This is a genomic window from Collinsella sp. CLA-ER-H2 (assembly GCF_040092405.1).
In the GTDB taxonomy this organism is placed as follows: Bacteria; Actinomycetota; Coriobacteriia; order Coriobacteriales; family Coriobacteriaceae; genus Collinsella.
This window is the reverse complement of the sequence record NZ_JBBNLO010000016.1, coordinates 44019-59515: the sequence shown is the minus strand read 5'-3', so window position 1 is coordinate 59515 and position 15497 is coordinate 44019. Positions and strand designations below refer to the sequence as shown.

15 protein-coding genes are annotated in these 15497 nt (G+C 59.0%); 7 read left to right on the top strand and 8 right to left on the bottom strand.

Going from position 1 to position 15497, the window contains the following annotated elements:
- Window positions 1-237: 237 nt before the first annotated feature.
- On the bottom strand, window positions 238-717 hold the full coding sequence (locus AAAX59_RS06110; RefSeq protein ID WP_349071122.1) for a pyridoxamine 5'-phosphate oxidase family protein: 480 nt from the start codon (window positions 715-717) through the stop codon (window positions 238-240).
- Between the two features lie 41 nt (window positions 718-758).
- The gene (locus AAAX59_RS06105; RefSeq protein WP_349071121.1) at window positions 759-3563 is read right to left on the bottom strand and encodes a transporter substrate-binding domain-containing protein; all 2805 of its coding nucleotides are present in this window, start codon (window positions 3561-3563) and stop codon (window positions 759-761) included.
- Between the two features lie 199 nt (window positions 3564-3762).
- Between AAAX59_RS06105 and AAAX59_RS06100 the strand changes: the two genes are divergently transcribed.
- From AAAX59_RS06100 to AAAX59_RS06090, 3 genes are all read left to right on the top strand, one after another.
- Window positions 3763-4188, top strand: a complete 426-nt coding sequence (locus tag AAAX59_RS06100; RefSeq protein WP_035136976.1) for a potassium channel family protein — start codon at window positions 3763-3765, stop codon at window positions 4186-4188.
- A gap of 36 nt (window positions 4189-4224) precedes the next feature.
- Window positions 4225-4758 (top strand): TIGR00730 family Rossman fold protein, encoded by a 534-nt coding sequence (locus AAAX59_RS06095; protein ID WP_349071120.1) that lies wholly within the window; start codon window positions 4225-4227, stop codon window positions 4756-4758.
- A gap of 125 nt (window positions 4759-4883) precedes the next feature.
- Window positions 4884-6173, top strand: a complete 1290-nt coding sequence (locus tag AAAX59_RS06090; RefSeq protein ID WP_349071118.1) for a chloride channel protein — start codon at window positions 4884-4886, stop codon at window positions 6171-6173.
- 82 nt (window positions 6174-6255) lie between these two features.
- Here the strand turns inward: AAAX59_RS06090 and AAAX59_RS06085 are convergent, their stop codons facing one another.
- The 4 genes from AAAX59_RS06085 to AAAX59_RS06070 all read right to left on the bottom strand — a co-directional run bounded on the left by AAAX59_RS06085 (window position 6256) and on the right by AAAX59_RS06070 (window position 9288).
- On the bottom strand, window positions 6256-6993 hold the full coding sequence (locus tag AAAX59_RS06085; protein ID WP_349071117.1) for a class I SAM-dependent methyltransferase: 738 nt from the start codon (window positions 6991-6993) through the stop codon (window positions 6256-6258).
- Window positions 6994-7274: 281 nt separating this feature from the next.
- The gene (locus tag AAAX59_RS06080) at window positions 7275-8006 is read right to left on the bottom strand and encodes an ABC-2 transporter permease (RefSeq protein ID WP_349071115.1); all 732 of its coding nucleotides are present in this window, start codon (window positions 8004-8006) and stop codon (window positions 7275-7277) included.
- Entirely contained in the window at window positions 8003-8884 is an 882-nt protein-coding gene (locus AAAX59_RS06075) for an ABC transporter ATP-binding protein (protein ID WP_349071114.1), read from the bottom strand. The genes AAAX59_RS06080 and AAAX59_RS06075 overlap by 4 nt, the downstream gene beginning before the upstream one ends.
- Before the next feature lie 23 nt (window positions 8885-8907).
- Window positions 8908-9288 carry a GntR family transcriptional regulator gene (locus AAAX59_RS06070; protein ID WP_349071113.1) on the bottom strand — a complete coding sequence of 127 codons (381 nt, stop codon included), beginning with the start codon at window positions 9286-9288 and terminating at the stop codon, window positions 8908-8910.
- A gap of 215 nt (window positions 9289-9503) precedes the next feature.
- Here AAAX59_RS06070 and AAAX59_RS06065 point away from each other — a divergent pair, with 215 nt between their 5' ends.
- The 3 genes from AAAX59_RS06065 to AAAX59_RS06055 all read left to right on the top strand — a co-directional run bounded on the left by AAAX59_RS06065 (window position 9504) and on the right by AAAX59_RS06055 (window position 12686).
- Window positions 9504-11117, top strand: coding sequence for a peptide chain release factor 3 (locus AAAX59_RS06065; RefSeq protein ID WP_055286676.1), 1614 nt, complete (start codon window positions 9504-9506; stop codon window positions 11115-11117).
- A 156-nt stretch (window positions 11118-11273) separates the two neighbouring features.
- On the top strand, window positions 11274-11996 hold the full coding sequence (locus AAAX59_RS06060; protein ID WP_226812554.1) for a VUT family protein: 723 nt from the start codon (window positions 11274-11276) through the stop codon (window positions 11994-11996).
- A gap of 9 nt (window positions 11997-12005) precedes the next feature.
- The gene (locus AAAX59_RS06055) at window positions 12006-12686 is read left to right on the top strand and encodes an SDR family oxidoreductase (protein ID WP_349071112.1); all 681 of its coding nucleotides are present in this window, start codon (window positions 12006-12008) and stop codon (window positions 12684-12686) included.
- 50 nt (window positions 12687-12736) lie between these two features.
- On the opposite strand, the gene AAAX59_RS06050 is transcribed toward AAAX59_RS06055, so the two are convergent.
- A complete protein-coding gene (locus tag AAAX59_RS06050) occupies window positions 12737-13462 on the bottom strand; it encodes a uracil-DNA glycosylase (protein ID WP_349071111.1) in 726 nt (241 codons plus the stop codon).
- 88 nt (window positions 13463-13550) lie between these two features.
- Window positions 13551-14453 carry a DMT family transporter gene (locus AAAX59_RS06045; protein WP_349071110.1) on the bottom strand — a complete coding sequence of 301 codons (903 nt, stop codon included), beginning with the start codon at window positions 14451-14453 and terminating at the stop codon, window positions 13551-13553.
- Window positions 14454-14611: 158 nt separating this feature from the next.
- Between AAAX59_RS06045 and AAAX59_RS06040 the strand changes: the two genes are divergently transcribed.
- Window positions 14612-15478, top strand: a complete 867-nt coding sequence (locus AAAX59_RS06040) for a LysR family transcriptional regulator (protein ID WP_117766861.1) — start codon at window positions 14612-14614, stop codon at window positions 15476-15478.
- The last annotated feature ends 19 nt before the right edge of the window (window positions 15479-15497 follow it).

Below are 15497 nucleotides of genomic sequence, written 5' to 3'. Positions count from 1 at the left end.
CTCCTAACGCCGGCGTGTTGGCACCACCAGCGTAGTGGCGGCGGGGAGGCACGGTGGCCATTATTCGGTGACCGGGATTGGTCAAAATAGTTTGACTATTAGCGGCTAAAATCGCCCGGCGCTAACATCGTTGAGGCGCTTGCGCACATAGCCGCCGACGCTTCATAAGCATATGGCCCGGTTCCAAGGTTGGTTGGAACCGGGCCATATTGCTATTGATGAGGCTTGCTGAGGGGCTTACTTTTCGTGAATCTGCTTACCGCAAAGATGCTCAATCGTAATCTCGTAGAGTTGGACGCCCTTGATGTCTTTGGCGATTTCCTCCTCGACTTCTTCGGCGGAAGGGTAGTACTTAAGCGCGAGCTGGCGGACTTTGTCCTCGATAAACGCGGGCGCTTCATCTACCAGGCGACAACGACCAAAGACAACGGTACTCATAACGTAGGGAGCCCAGTCGCCGTCCTTGTACCACTCGTTGCCGTAAACGGTAAAGCAGATCTTGTCATCGCGCTTGAGTGCGTCGACCTTGTGGCCGGCCTTGGCGCCATGGAAATAAATCTTGTCGTGCTCGGCGTCGAAGAAGTAGTTGACGGGAATGGCATAGGGGTAGCCATCGTCGCCGTTGACGGCAAAGACGCCGCGCTTACAGGCGGCGAGCAACTCGCGTGCTTCCTCGTCGGTGATGGCGCGTTTCTTTCGACGTAAGGGCCTAAACATCGTTGGCTTCCTTTCTACTGCGCATGGTGGTTGAGCACAAACTATAGCGAAACAGCCCCGTTTTTCTTGATACAGGCGAGTATGTTTTTGAGCTTGTTAAAGTCGAGCGGTTTGGGCAGATGGGCGTTCATGCCGGCGTCGTGCGCCGCCTTGGCGTCTTCGGCAAAGGCGTTGGCGGTGAGCGCGATGATGGGGATGTCGGCCGCATCGGCCTTTTCGCTCAGGCGGATCGCGCGGGTTGCCTCGTAGCCGTCCATGCCCGGCATCATGATGTCCATTAGAATCGCATCGAAGCTACCCGCGGGACGGCCAACGTATAGGTCGACCGCTTCGTTGCCGTCGGCGGCGCGAGTTACGACGATGCCCTCGCTTTCGAGCAGAGCCTGGGCAATCTCGGCATTGAGCTCGTTATCTTCTGCCAAAAGAACGTTCATGTCGGCAAGCGAGCAACTGTATGCCTGCTCGTCCGTACGTTCTTTTGCCTGAGGGTTCTTGTCGATCTCGAGCGGAATCTGGACGTTAAACGTACTTCCCACGCCAACTTCACTCGAAATCTCAATCGTGCCGCCCATCATGTCGATGAGCGATTTGACGATTGGCATGCCCATGCCGGTTCCCTGGAATTTGCTGCGTGCATCGTCACCTTCCTGGGCAAACGGTTCATAGATATGCTTTAAAAACTCGGGAGCCATGCCAATGCCGGTATCCGAAACGCTAAAGCAAAAGAGCGCGCGCCCGTTATCGAGTGGCTTGGTCTGTGAGCTAAAGGTGACGGAGCCGCCGTGCCTGTTGTACTTAATGCTGTTGTCTAGCAGGTTGATTATGATACGTCGGATATGGGTGGGACTGCCGATCATGTATGGCCCCGTGGCGTACGGCAGGCTATTGTCCTGCATTGTGATGCCGCTACCGGACGCGCGGAGCTTGCACAGCACCAGCGCATCGTCACAGAGCTCTTTGAGGTTAAAAGGCGCATGTTCCAGTGTTAGCTTGTGGTCTTCGATTTTGCCCATCTCGAGGATATCGTTGATTAGCGAGAGCAGGTGATTGGCGGCAACACGCGCCTTGGCACGGCTCTCGCGGGCGACCTGGATATCGCCTTCCTTCAATTCCTCGATCTCGATAAGGCCCAGGATGCCGTTGAGCGGCGTGCGGATGTCGTGGCTCATGCGCGTGAGGAAAGCGGTTTTGGCGGCGTTGGCGGCATCGGCTTTCTGCCGTTCCTCCTGTGCGCGGTAAAGCGACCAGACAAGGATGGCGATGCCGGTGAGCAAAATGCAGATGACAACTGCCGCAATGACGATGCGGTTGCGGTAGAGAAGTCGGAACGCATCCGATTCTTGCGCCGAGTACGATGTGGGGAAATAGCTGTTTGCAGAGAGCGATTCACCTGCATTGACGATGCCCTTATTGATGATTCCCAGCAGCTCGGGCTTGCCGCGCGAAATTAAACACGATAGTTGCGCCGTGTTGGTGAGTTCCTGTGTTTCGAAATCCTCGATGTCGTAGATGTCGCGGAGAGTTTCCAGGCGCGTGCTGGGGACAATGATGCAACGTGCCTTCCCCTCATTGAGGGCTTTGAGCACCTCGCCGTCATTCGAATACTCGGTTACCGTTGCGTTCGGAAAGAGACTTTCGAGCTCAAAACGGTTAACGATTGTGCTCTTTGTACAAGCGATGTTCTTAAGGTCTCTGTTCAGGCTTTTGCCACTGTGAATGGCGGTCAGCGAAACCGTTCCCATCGAGTTTGACTGGATGACCCCTGTCTGCTCGGCGAGCCAGTAGTCGCGAAACAACGGCAGGGCGACATCGATGGTTCCGTTGGAAAGGGCTTTGATCATTTGCTTGTTGTTCGAGAGTGCGATTGTTTTGACCGTAATGCCAAACTTGTCGTGCAACGTCGTTGCAAGCGAGGCGAGCGACCCTTCCATCTCGCCGTCGTCATTTTGCGTACAGTAGGGAAGTTGGTTTTTAAGATAGCCGAGCGTGATGGTATCGCCGTTTTCTTTGAGCCAGGTGGTCTCGGTGCCGGTGAGCGATGACGAGCCACTGTTTTGGGTCGAGTAACTCGATTTGACTTCCTCGTTATAGCGCGGGTTATCGCGAGCGATGGTCGTCATGGCGGCGTTGATGTCGTTCATCAGATCAGGGCGGCTTTTGGGAACGGCAAAATAGTAGTCGCTCGAGCCTACGTAGAACATGGGTGACGCATCGGGCGACGAAATGGTGTCGTTCATGATGACGGCGTCGACCTCGCCGTCTGCAAGCGCCTCAAAGAGGGCACTGCCGGTGTCGATTTCTTTATAGGTGCAGGTGATGCCTTCGTCGGCGAGCCACTGCTGGCCGACGATAGTTTGCATAACGCCAGGGCTGCAGCCGATGGTGAGGCCTTGGAGCGCTCGGGGGTCACCCTTGGCCAGGTCGTCGCGGTCGGGCCTGGCGTAGATGTAGTAGCGCTCGGTGCCCTCGGGGTTCGAGGAAAAGAGCAGCTTCTGCTCGCGTTCTGCCGAATACGAGATGTTGGGCATGAGGTCGATTTCGCCTGCCTCGAGCATGTCCATAAGCTCGGAGAAGGTGCCGCTGACGTATTCGTATTGCCAGCCCTTTGTGTAATACGAGAGGGTCTGGAGGTACTCGTAGCCCCATCCCGAGAGGCGCTCGCCCGGCGTGCCCTCCTGGAAGCCTTTGTTGTTGACGAGCCAACCAACGCGGACCGTCTTGACCTGCTGGTCGGAGTCGGTGGCAAAGGCGGGGGCGGGCATGATGGTGCTCAGTATGGCGAGTGCGGCAAGCGCGACGGCCAGGGTGCGGCGTAGGGCTAAGCGAAGGACGGCGGAAGGTTTCACATGAAATCCTATCGAGTTGAGATAGTTTCGCATAAGGATACCAGCTCAGCATGCTTAGTCGGCAGCTGAGCCGCTAAACGGTTCCGCCCGGCAGTTGGGGAACAGTCCCTTTCTGCCGGCACAAAAGGAACGTCCCTAGCTGTCGGTTGTGGGACAATACCGAGCAAACGTGATTGGGCGTCTGGGAAAAGGGGTCGCGATGAACAAGTTGAGGACGCTTGCCGATGTTTTGCGCCAGGCTGGCTTTGCGCGCATCACGGGCCTGTTCCTTATCTTCTATCTGCTGTGCTCGACGGCTGTCTGGCTGTCCGAGCCCACGACCCTTACGTTTGGCGATGGTCTCTGGTTTAGCTTTGAGACGGTCTCGACCATCGGCTTTGGCGATATCCCGGCCGAAACGCCGGTCGCCCGCGCTATTACCGTCGTCCTGAGCGTCATCAGCATCTTCTACATTGCCATGCTCACGGGCGTGGCGGTGAACTACTGCAATACGCTCATCAAGATGCGCCAAAAGGACACCATGGCGCGCTTTATGGACGATCTTGAGCATTTGGAAGAGCTCGATCGTGACGAGCTTGCCGACCTATCGCGCCGTGTGCGCGAATATCGCCGACGCCAACGCTAGAACGGGCGCTGCGCGTCACGATGAGGGGGACTGAATATGAATATCACGGTATACCTGGGCGCCAGCGTTGGTAGCGACCCGGCGTTTCTGCCTGCGGTGCAAGAGCTGGGCAACTGGATTGGCTCCAACGGGCACGCGCTGGTATACGGCGGCTCCAAGTCGGGCCTGATGGGCGCGCTTGCCGATAGCGTGCTCGATGCTGGCGGACACGTGACGGGTGTTGAACCGAGCTTTTTTATCGAGGCCGAGTTTCAACACGACGGTATCGATGACCTCATCGTGACGAGTGACATGGCCGAGCGTAAGGCCAAGATGATCGAGCTCGGCGACGCGTTCATTGCCTTTCCCGGTGGGACGGGTACGCTCGAGGAGATTGCCGAGGTCATGTCCGCCGTGTCGTTGGGACATCTCGATGCGCCGTGCATCCTGTACAACCTGGATGGGTACTACAACGACCTCAAAGCCCTGCTCAGGCACATGATCGATAAGGGCCTGTCGAGCCCGCAGCGCCAGCAGGGCATCTACTTTGCCGACGATTTGCGCGAGATTGCCTCGATTATCAACGGATAAGTCTTGAGCCTGCCCCACTATGACGCCCAATGGTGCCGTTTGCAGCGCAGACGGTTGGCTCGTTCGGGCAACGCTCGCTCTACAATAAAACGTATCTATGCCGACTTTGACCACGGGAGGCCCCGATGGATAACCTTGCAAAACCGAAAAACCGTGCGCTGTTTTTAGTTAGCGTTGCCGTGACCGGTGCGTTCGCAGGCGCCGCGGTCTGGCTGTTCTTTTTCGCGATGGAGCACGGCATTGATTATTTGTGGACCGAGGTCCCGCATATGCTGGGCGTCGCCTCGCCCGAGCTTGCCAGCGGCCCGTTTGGCTTTCTGCCGTACCCGTTTTTCGTCTGCTTACTGGGCGGCCTGCTGATCGGTCTGTACGAAAAGATTACGGGCACCAAGACCGACGACCTTAACCAGGTGATGGCCAAGGTCAAACAAGACGGACGCTACCCGTATGACAATCTGGGCAAGCTTTCGCTCGCGGCATTGCTGCCGCTGCTGTTTGGCGGAAGTATTGGACCGGAGGCCGGCCTGACCGGCGTTATCGCGGGTCTGTGCAGCTGGGTCGGCGACCGCATGCGTCGCTTTGGCGCCGAGTTTAGGGAGCTCACGCTGCTGGGCACCCAGGCTGCCCTGACGGCGCTCTTTACCGCGCCCGTCTTTGGCTTTGTGGCGCCGCTTGCCGGTGGCGCCGACGGCGACGAGGACCCCGCATCCGACGAGATCACGATCAAGCTTCCCAAGGCGCAAAAGACCGTGGTCTACGGCATTGCGATTGCCGGCGGTCTGGGCACCTACCTGCTGCTTGGCCAGCTTGTGGGCGGCGGCATGGGCATGCCCAGGTTCGAGTCCGCCGAGGTGGGCAACCTGGAACTTGTCTGGCTCATTCCTCTGTCGCTGATCGGAACAATCTGCGGCTGGCTATACTTTGTCTCTGAGCATGCAAGCGAGGCACTGTCCCATGCCATAGGGGAGCGCCCTGTCGTCAAGGCAATGCTGGCTGGTCTGACCCTCGCTATCTGCGGCACGGTTTTGCCCTACACCATGTTTGCCGGCGAGACCCAAGCCGACGTGCTTATGGAGACCTATCTGACCATCCCCGCCGGCGTGCTTATCGCGACCGGTCTTGTTAAGGCCATGCTGACACCCGCCCTCATCAACCTTGGTTGGCGCGGCGGCCACTTCTTCCCGGTTATCTTCTCGGGCGTAAGCTTGGGCTACGGCCTTGCCATCCTCACCGGTGCCGATCCGGTCTTTTGCGTCGCCGTCTGCACGGCATCGACGATGGGCGCGGTCATGCGTCAGCCCGTCATGGTCGTGGGCCTGCTGCTCATGTGCTTCCCGCTCAAGGGTATCGTCTGCATGATCATCGCCGCCGTTATCGCCGCCGGCATTCCGCTGCCCAAGCCGCTGCGCAAGTAGCGTATTGCGCTTTGTGTTTGTTCAGAACTCGTTTTAAAGAAGCCGCGCGAGGCCGTTTGTTTATGGCTCGCGCGGCTATTGTTTAGAGCTTCCTCAGCACAATGGCGATGGTGTTGAGGTATTCGAGCGCGCCGGCTTCAACGGCAGCGCGGTCGCCTGCTGCGTACTCGTTGTCGCAGGCGAGCCAGTCTTTCCACGCTTCGTCCGTGCAGAGCATAGGGTGCATCGAGACAATCTCGACGCCGGGGGTCGGCTCGATCATGGCGCGCCACCAGGCTATGTCGTGCATATAGTCGAGCTGCTCGGATGTCCAGGATTTGAGCAGGCAGGCGGGCAGGTTGTCGTGGCAGTCGCGAACCATGCCGGGGATGCTTACGTAGAGCATCCCGCCTTGCTTTACGTAGGGGAGTAGGCGCTCGCCCAGATAGTGCGGGTCGCGACCGTAGTAGTTGTACGAGTCGATGCTCACGACCGCATCAAAATAGCCGTGCTCAAACGGTAGACCCTGTGAGGCGTCCGCCTTAACAGGGTGAATAGTGTTGCGGGGAATGCCGAGCGAATCGAAGAACGCGCGGTTCTCGACGGGGTCGCTCCACAGATCGACGGCGCAGGTGTCAAACCCGTATTCGCGGGCGAGCAGGGCGCTGGTAATGCCGGTGCCCGACCCAAGGTCGCAGACACGGGCGCCGCGGGGAATGCTCGCATCGCAAAGGAGCTCTTCGCAGAGTTTGAGGGGGTTCGGCCCCATAATCTTAGAGCGTACGAGTGCCGTGTCGAAGCTGGTGGCTTTTGGGAAGGATTGAGATTTCGCAGAGTTCATTGTTCTTTTCTATCAGGTGCATATGTGGCAGATGATGGAGACGGAACGGCGCAACAAACCACGGCCGCAAGACGGCCGTTTTTCGTGGTTCTATGCGATTGACCGTTCCCTAAAGAACAATGACCAAAAAGACATTCCCTTGGATGATCGAAATTGGGCCGAGGCCCGTGACGCTTTGATTATAGAACGTTGCGCACGGGCCGGGGACATGCCATTTGTCACGGATTTACGGATGGGCGATTGCGACCGATTGTGGCCTGCGTGGGCTGAGATCCGCTTGCCTACAGGTCGCGTGCCCGGTAGACCTTGGTGCTGACGATGCAGCTAAGTGCACATAGCACGAGGGCCAATACCGCGATTCCTGTACACAGGCAGCCGAGGACGGCGGGATCGGGATTCGCCCCGGCAATCGACATAAGCCAGTTGCTGATGGGGTTGGAGGAGCTCAGCGCTGCCATGGCAAGGCACCCGAGCAGGGCAAACAGGCCGACGGAAAGGCGCAGCGCCTCCATATGTCCAAATCGAAAGAACAGCGGCTGTGCCAAAAACACCATCATGAGGGAGATGAGCATCGATGCGGTGGAGGCTATTGTGGTCTCAAAGACAACCTGTCCCGTCGAGGGCATGCCCGTGTGATCGAAGAACGGAAGGGCGAGAATGCCCGTGTGATCGAAGAGCGGGATGGAGACGATGCTCAAAAGCGCGGCGGCGCAGGTCATAACGGCCGAGAAGGCAATGATGCTCAGGTAGCGTGCGCAGATGATGTCTTTGCGCGAGAGGGGCAGCGTTGCCCGATAACGCTCCCATCCGTTTTGATTGTCGAAGCCGGCCAGCGAGCTCATGACCATGATGGGTGACATGGCACTGACCGCGCAGGCGCCGGCACTCATGCCAGAGTCACCGTCCGATGCGTTGGCGAGGGTCAACACGACGAATATGAACAGACCGACACCCGCGATGCTCGGGACAAGCGTGCGGACGATGGCGAGCTCAGACATAAAGGCGCGTTTCATTTCGAAGCCCCTTTCAGCATGAGGCGAAGATAGTCATCAATGGTTGCCCGGTCGCAGGGAATCTCGGGGAAGGCCTCGAGCACATCGCGACGGTTGGGCACGAGCACGTCCACGCTATAGGCGTGGTGGGCGGCACGGGCGCCTTCGACGCAAGCCATGAGCTCGGCGGTCTGTGCCTGAGTGCAGTGAGCGATGCCAGCACGGTCAGTAATGTCCTCGCGCGGCAGGTCAAACACAATCGAGCCGTTATCGATGCAGATGACGCGGTCAGCAGTGCGATCGAGGTCGGATGTAATGTGGCTCGAGAGCAGCACGCTGTGCTGGCCGTCGGCGACAAAGGTAAGCAACTCGTCGAGCAGTTCCTCGCGCGCCATGGGATCAAGGCCTGCGGTGGCTTCGTCCAAAACGAGCAGCTTGGCATTGTGGCTGAGCGCACAGGCGAGCTGCAGCTTCATGCCCATGCCGCGGGAGAGGTCCTTGACCTTTGTCTTGGGATCGAGGCCAAATCGGTCGATGAATCCGGCGAACGTTTCGCAGCCCCACGTGGGGTATGCCGGGCCTACGAGCCTCTCGATCTGGCCCACCTTGAGCGTGGAGGGGAAGGGGCATGTGTCCAGGACAAGACCGACGCGGGAGCGCAGATGGCTTTGCGATTCATCGGGCGTGTCGGCGCCATAGCGCTGCCCAAACAGGTGTACCTCGCCGGCATCGAGCTTTATAAGCCCGAGTGCGGCTCGAATCGTCGTTGTCTTGCCGGCACCGTTTGCTCCCACAAAGCCGACAATTTGGCCGGGCTCCACAGCAAGCGTGACGTCGCGCAACGAAAAACGGTCGCTCACGCGGCGCGATACGCCTTTGAGTTCTAGCAAATTTTGCATGGTATAGCCTTTCTTGCAGATGGCTACTGCATGGTTTCGGGGGCTACGAGGTCGAGCATCTCGTGCAGCTTGTCGCGCGTGACGCCCAAGGCTTCGGCTTGGTTCGCCGCTTTCGCAAGCAGCTCTTCGATATGGCAGAGCTGGTTTTCGCGCAAGAGCTCCTGGTTGCCCTCGGCGACAAAACAGCCCTTGCCCTGCACGGTGCAGATAAACCCGAGCTGCTCCAGGTCGGCGTAGGCGCGCTTGGTGGTGATGACGCTCACACCCAAGTCGCTCGCGAGTGCGCGGATGCTGGGGAGTTTGGCTCCCGCAGCGAGCGTGCCCGAAAGGATCTGAGCTTTGACCTGCGAGGATATCTGTTCGTAGATAGGCTTATCGCTCGAATTGGATAGGATGATGTCCACAGCGGCTCCTTAGCTGTTGGGCTACACGTGTATATAACCGGTAAGCACAGTATATATACACTATGCACAGTTACGCAAGAGACAAATTCGGATTGGGCCGGCTGCCCGGGCCTTGACTGATGAATTTGTCCTGATAGGCGCCCTAGATCGGGATTTCGCGGCTACAATAATGCGGTTACAACGACGTAATGCACTCAATGCAAGAAAGGATCCGCATGGCAAGCCTGTCGGATGAAATCTCGTCGCGCCGCACATTCGCGATCATCAGCCACCCGGACGCCGGTAAGACCACGCTTACCGAGAAGCTGCTGCTCTATACCGGCAGCATCCAGACTGCCGGTTCGGTCAAGGGCAAGAGCTCGGCCAAGCACGCCGTCTCGGACTGGATGGACATCGAGAAGGAGCGCGGCATTTCCGTTACCTCCTCGGTGCTGCAGTTCACCTATAATGGCGCCTGCGTCAACATCCTCGATACCCCCGGCCACCAGGACTTCTCGGAGGATACCTACCGTACCCTTATGGCCGCCGACGCCGCAGTCATGGTCATCGACGGCGCTAAGGGCGTCGAGGCCCAGACCAAAAAGCTCTTTAAGGTCTGTACGCTGCGCCATATTCCCATCTTCACCTTTGTGAATAAGCTCGACCACGAGGCTCGCGATCCGTTTGAGCTCATGGAAGAGATCGAGAACGTCCTGGGTATCAATACGTATCCCATGAACTGGCCGATCGGCAGCGGCCGCAACTTCCGCGGCGTGTTCGACCGTCAGACCCGTCGCGTTATCGCCTTTGAGGGCGACGGCCACGCCAACGCCACCAAGAAGGTCGCCGAGGTCGAGGCCGAGCTGGGCGATCCTTCCATGGACGAGCTTATTGGCGAAGAGAACCATAAGAACCTGATGGACGACATCGAGCTGCTCGATGGCGCCGGCGACGAGCTCGACTTGGATGCCGTGGCCTGCGGCAAGCTGAGCCCGGCGTTCTTTGGCTCGGCGCTCACCAACTTTGGCGTGGAGCCCTTCCTCAAGGAGTTCCTGCGTCTGGCCCCGACGCCGCGCGCCTATACCGATACGCTCACCAGCGAACCGGTCGATCCCTGCCGCGATGACTTTAGCGGCTTTGTGTTTAAGATCCAGGCCAATATGGACAAGAACCACCGCGACCGCATCGCCTTTGTGCGCATTTGCTCGGGCAAGTTCGAGCGTGGCATGGACGCCTTCCACGTGCAGGGCAACCGCAAGCTCAAGCTTGCCACGGGCACGTCGATGATGGCCGATGACCGCGCCATCGTGGACGAGGCGTACGCGGGCGATATCGTGGGCCTGTTCGACCCGGGTATCTTTAGCATCGGCGACACCGTGTGCTCCGGCAAGCGCCACGTGCAGTATCCGCAGATCCCGACGTTTGCCCCCGAGATGTTCGCTCGCATTACGCAGGTCGACACGCTCAAGCGCAAGCAGTTCGTCAAGGGTATGGAGGAGCTTGCCCAGGAGGGTGCCATCCAGATCTTCCGCGAGCTGGGTGCCGGCATGGAGAGCGTCATCGTGGGCGTGGTCGGTGTGCTGCAGTTTGAGGTACTCGAGCGCCGCCTCAAGGCCGAGTATCGTGTTGAGGTCCGTCGCCAGCCGCTGCCCTATACGGACATCCGCTGGATTCAGAACGACCCCGATACCATTGATATCCCGGGCCTTTCGCTCACGCGTGACACGCTGCGCGTCGAGGACATGCGCGGCGGTAAGCTGCTGCTGTTCACGAGCCCGTGGAACGTGGATTGGGCAACCGATCACAACCCCGATCTTATCCTGTCGGAGTTTGGCAACGTAGCCTTTTAATGCATCGGCGCGGTGGCCCTGTGGGGCTGCCGCGTCGTTTGCTTGCCTGATGCCGTGTGAGCGGCTATTATACCCATTGTCGTCTCAAGCCCGTGACGTCCGAGCAGTTCGGGTCCGATATCCTGCTCGTTAAACCTAAAACCAAAGGAGTACATAATGATCAAGAAGGTCATGGAGGACTACAAGGTCCTGTTGCGGAGCATTCCCGCGGCAACGGTTTCGCTGTTTTTCGTGAGTGTCATCATGATGAACCTGCTGGCCAACAAAGAGCTTATCAGCCTGCCGTATCTGGCACTCGATTGCGGCTTTGTGGTGAGCTGGGTTTCGTTTTTGTGCCAGGACATGATCTGCAAGCGCTTTGGCGCCAAGGCATCCATCAAAATCTCTATCCTCGCGCTGCTGGTCAATCTGGCCGTGAGTCTGTGCTTTTGGGCATGCTCGCTCACGCCCGGCATGTGGGGCGCCTACTACGACACGGGTATGATCGAGGTCAACACCGCCCTTAACGCCACCATCGGCGGCACCTGGTACGTGGTGCTGGGCTCTTCGCTGGCAATGCTCGTTTCTGCCGTGGTTAACTCCACACTCAACCAGTCGCTCGGTCGTATGCTCAAAAAGAATAACTTTGCGAGCTTTGCCTTCCGCTCTTATGTGTCCACGGGTGTTGGCCAGTTTATCGACAACTTGGTCTTTGCCATTGTGGTGAGCCACACGTTCTTTGGTTGGACCTGGGTGCAGGTTCTTATGTGCTCGCTGACCGGCGCTGTTGCCGAGCTGCTGTGCGAGGTCTTCCTGAGCCCCGTGGGCTACAAGGTCGTGCGCGGCTGGGAGCGCGAGAATGTGGGTGCCGAGTACCTCGAGCGTCACGCAACCGCCTAAGGAGCAAGCATGCGGGTTTTGATCACGGGCGCTTCGGGCGGTATCGGAGCCGCGTGCGTGCAGCGCTTTTTGGACGAGGGCCACGAGGTCGTGGGCTTTGACCTGCTGCCGGCGGCGGTCGAGCACGAGCGCTACCGCCATTTGATCGTTGATGTCCGCGAGCCTGACTCGTTTCCAGGCGACCTTGAGCCTCAAGTAATCGTGAACGTTGCCGGTACGCAGGATTCGGCCGACGACATTGCCGCCAACCTGTGTGGCACCATCAACGTGACCGAACGCTACGCCTTTGTGGGGGAGGGGCTTGCCGCCAAGCCGGCGCCGACTATCAAATCCGTGGTCAATGTGGGGTCGGCGAGCGGACATACGGGATCGGAGTTTCCCGCCTATGCCGCCAGCAAGGGCGGCGTTATCGCCTACACCAAAAACCTTGCAAACCGCCTAGCACCGCAGGCCATCGCCAACAGTGTGGACCCGGGCGGCGTTATCACGCCGCTCAACCGTTGCGTGATGGAAGACGAGCACCTGTGGAACCAGATTATGGAGCTCACGCCGCTTAAACGCTGGGCCACCGCCCAAGAGATCGCCGAGTGGATCTACTTTGTGGGCGTGACCAACCGGTTTATGACCGGGCAGAGCCTGCTGATCGATGGCGGCGAGGCCGGCCGCACCCAGTTTATCTGGCCCGAGTAGAAAACGCGCCCGATGGAAATCCGTCGGGCGCGTTTTTGATGTATTGATTTTTAGCCGAGGCAAGTCCAGTTGACGGGGGTCGAGCCGTGCTGTTCGAGTAGCCGATTGGCTGCCGAGAAGGGGCGCGACCCTATAAAGGCGGGGAGTTCTGCCGTGGCGCGGTTGGCCGAAAGCGGCGAGGGGTGCGTAGAAGCTAGGCAGAACTTGCCGGTTGCCTTGCCCGCGCCGATCGCGTCGAGCTTGCCCTCAACCATTTGCTGGGCAAAGCGGCCCCATGCCAAAAAGACGACCGGTTGGGGCAGCTGACAGCAGCGTTCGATAACGTAGTCGGTGAGCGTGCTCCAGCCCAGTTTGGCGTGCGAATTCGCGGCATGCTCACGCACGGTGAGCGTAGTGTTGAGGAGCAGGACGCCCTGTTGTGCCCATGGGGTTAGTTCTCCCGTGGCGGGAATGGGGCAACCCAGATCGGCGTTGAGTTCCTTATAGATGTTGCGCAGGCTCGGCGGCAACTTGGTTTGCGACGCGGGGACCGAGAACGACAACCCCATTGCCTGGTTGGGTCCGTGATAGGGGTCTTGACCCAAGATGACAACCTTGACGTGGTCTGCCGGCGTGTAGGCGAGGGCATTGAGGATGTCGTCTTGTGCCGGGTAGATGGTCTGCTCGGCACGCAAAAGGGCGATGCGCTCGAGCAGCTGGTTCGTCGTGTCACGTACCGGCTGCGGCGCATCGCCCAACCAAGCTGCTATGTTGCGGTCGCGCGTTGCGGTGTCCATGGAACTCCTTTATGGCAGATGCTATGTCGGCATCTATTGTAAAGGCGCACCGGTTGCCTTTATGCCGCGGCTGTATGAAGAGTGGGGTCTACGAGACGCGCTCGGGTGCTCCTGCCATGTGAGCGTGTCCTTGCGAGCGAAGGCGCGGGAGCTCGACGGTTGCCACCATGACGCCGGTGAGGATGAGGGCGGCGCCAAAGAAGGCGATGGGGCTCAGGACCTCGCCAACCAGGAAAAACGAGAAGACGGCGGAGCAGACCGGCTCGAGCGAGAAGGCAAAGCCCGTGGTCTCGGCGGGCACGTGGGGCTGTACGAGCGTCTGGGTGATAAAGCCGTAGGCAGAGCAGATGAGTGCGAGCGCGATGACGACCACGACCTCGCCCGGCGTGCCGGGAAGCGTGAAACCGCCAAAGGTGAATGCGGCGATACCCGAGAATAAGCCGCCGAAGCCAAGCTGCCAACCGCCCAGGGCCAGCGGGTCGACTTCTTCGACAAAGCGCTTGGCTACGATAATGTGGCTGGCATAGATAAAGGCTGAGAGCAACATGATGAGCGCGCCCGGGTTCAGGCTGGTGAAGTCGGCGCCCGAGAGCAGCAGCATGCCACAGGTGACGATGGCGGTGCCGACGAGAACTTTGCGCTCGGGGGCGCGGCGCAGCAGGGCGGCGTTGGCAAACGGCACGATTACGACCGTCAGGCTCTGCAAAAAGCCGGCGGTTGAGGCGGAGGTGAGGCTGGAACCCAGGCACATGCAGGTGAGCTCGGTTGCCATGATGGCGCCGATGATGGCGGCGCGAACCATAAGGTCGCGGTTGATGCGGAAAGCGCGCTTGTGGAAGAGCAACAGGCAGGCCGCAAAGGCGATGATGCAGCGCAGCGCAACGATGCTCGTGGCGTTCATGCTGTCCATGCCGATCTTCATGAGGGGGTACGAAAAGCCCCATGCGACGGGAACGGAAAACGAGAGCGCGATTGCTTTTTTGCGATCCATGGGACTCCTTTTGTTACAGAACGGTTTCGCAAAAAGGATTCTGCTCCCAGATTTAGATGTAGTAAAGCGAATGTATCTTCAGTATGATTAAGTAATACTAATGTAGGCGGGAAAAGCGCTGGCAAAACGTTTTACGGCTACGTCGATGTGGAGGTACGATGGCATCGCGGTATCAGATTGTTTGTATGGTGGTCGATCGCGGCAGTCTTAAGGGTGCAGCCGATGAGCTGGGCTATACGCAAAGCGCGGTGAGCCAGGCCGTCAAGGCGCTCGAGCGCGAGCTGGGTACCACGCTTATCGAGCGCGGTAAGCAAGGTGTCTCGCTTACGCGCGACGGCAAGCAGTACCTGCCGTATCTGCGCCAAATCGTAACTGCCGAGGCCGAGCTTGAGGGCAAGCGCCAGGAATTGCTGGGACTCTCCTCGACTGATATTCGTATCGCAACGTTTACCAACGTGAGCCGCACCGTGTTGCCGCGCGTGATCCGCGACTTTGGTGCCCTGCATCCGGGTGTACGCTTTACGCTCAAACAGGGCGATTACACGCGCAATGCCCAGTGGGTGCACGATGGCGTGGTTGATTTTTGCTTTACGGCACGCGGATTTACTGCTGGGCTCGAGAAGCGCGTGGTCTATCACGATGAGTTGGTAGCACTGTTGCCGGCCGCGCATCCGCTGACGGCAAAGGAAAAGGTGACGCTCGCCGACCTGGCGTCCGAGCCGTTTGTGCTGCTGGATGAGGGCGAACAGAGCCTGGTGCTCGATGCATTCGCGGCGCATGGGCTGTCGCCGCACGTGACGAGCGAGGTGACCGACGACTACACCATCATGGCGATGGTGGAGGAGGGCCTAGGCGTGAGTATGCTGTATCGCCGTACCGTCGAGGGCATGAGGGCCGATATTCGCGTGCGTCCCATCGTGCACGCTCCCTCGCGCGACGTGGTGGCGGCCTGGCGCAGCTGGGACACCATGCCTATCGCCACGAGGCACTTTATCGACTATATGAGCTCACATATTGTCAATTAATGACTGGCATGGCGTTGAG

Excerpts from the sequence above, each read along its gene's own strand:
- AAAX59_RS06045 (WP_349071110.1), bottom strand. The coding sequence starts at position 14,453 with ATGGATCGCAAAAAAGCAATCGCGCTCTCGTTTTCCGTTCCCGTCGCA.
- AAAX59_RS06110 (WP_349071122.1), bottom strand. The coding sequence starts at position 717 with ATGTTTAGGCCCTTACGTCGAAAGAAACGCGCCATCACCGACGAGGAA.
- AAAX59_RS06080 (WP_349071115.1), bottom strand. The coding sequence starts at position 8,006 with ATGAAACGCGCCTTTATGTCTGAGCTCGCCATCGTCCGCACGCTTGTC.
- AAAX59_RS06090 (WP_349071118.1), top strand. The coding sequence starts at position 4,884 with ATGGATAACCTTGCAAAACCGAAAAACCGTGCGCTGTTTTTAGTTAGC.
- AAAX59_RS06085 (WP_349071117.1), bottom strand. The coding sequence starts at position 6,993 with ATGAACTCTGCGAAATCTCAATCCTTCCCAAAAGCCACCAGCTTCGAC.
- AAAX59_RS06040 (WP_117766861.1), top strand. The coding sequence starts at position 14,612 with ATGGCATCGCGGTATCAGATTGTTTGTATGGTGGTCGATCGCGGCAGT.
- AAAX59_RS06065 (WP_055286676.1), top strand. The coding sequence starts at position 9,504 with ATGGCAAGCCTGTCGGATGAAATCTCGTCGCGCCGCACATTCGCGATC.
- AAAX59_RS06050 (WP_349071111.1), bottom strand. The coding sequence starts at position 13,462 with ATGGACACCGCAACGCGCGACCGCAACATAGCAGCTTGGTTGGGCGAT.
- AAAX59_RS06060 (WP_226812554.1), top strand. The coding sequence starts at position 11,274 with ATGATCAAGAAGGTCATGGAGGACTACAAGGTCCTGTTGCGGAGCATT.
- AAAX59_RS06100 (WP_035136976.1), top strand. The coding sequence starts at position 3,763 with ATGAACAAGTTGAGGACGCTTGCCGATGTTTTGCGCCAGGCTGGCTTT.
- AAAX59_RS06095 (WP_349071120.1), top strand. The coding sequence starts at position 4,225 with ATGAATATCACGGTATACCTGGGCGCCAGCGTTGGTAGCGACCCGGCG.
- AAAX59_RS06055 (WP_349071112.1), top strand. The coding sequence starts at position 12,006 with ATGCGGGTTTTGATCACGGGCGCTTCGGGCGGTATCGGAGCCGCGTGC.
- AAAX59_RS06075 (WP_349071114.1), bottom strand. The coding sequence starts at position 8,884 with ATGCAAAATTTGCTAGAACTCAAAGGCGTATCGCGCCGCGTGAGCGAC.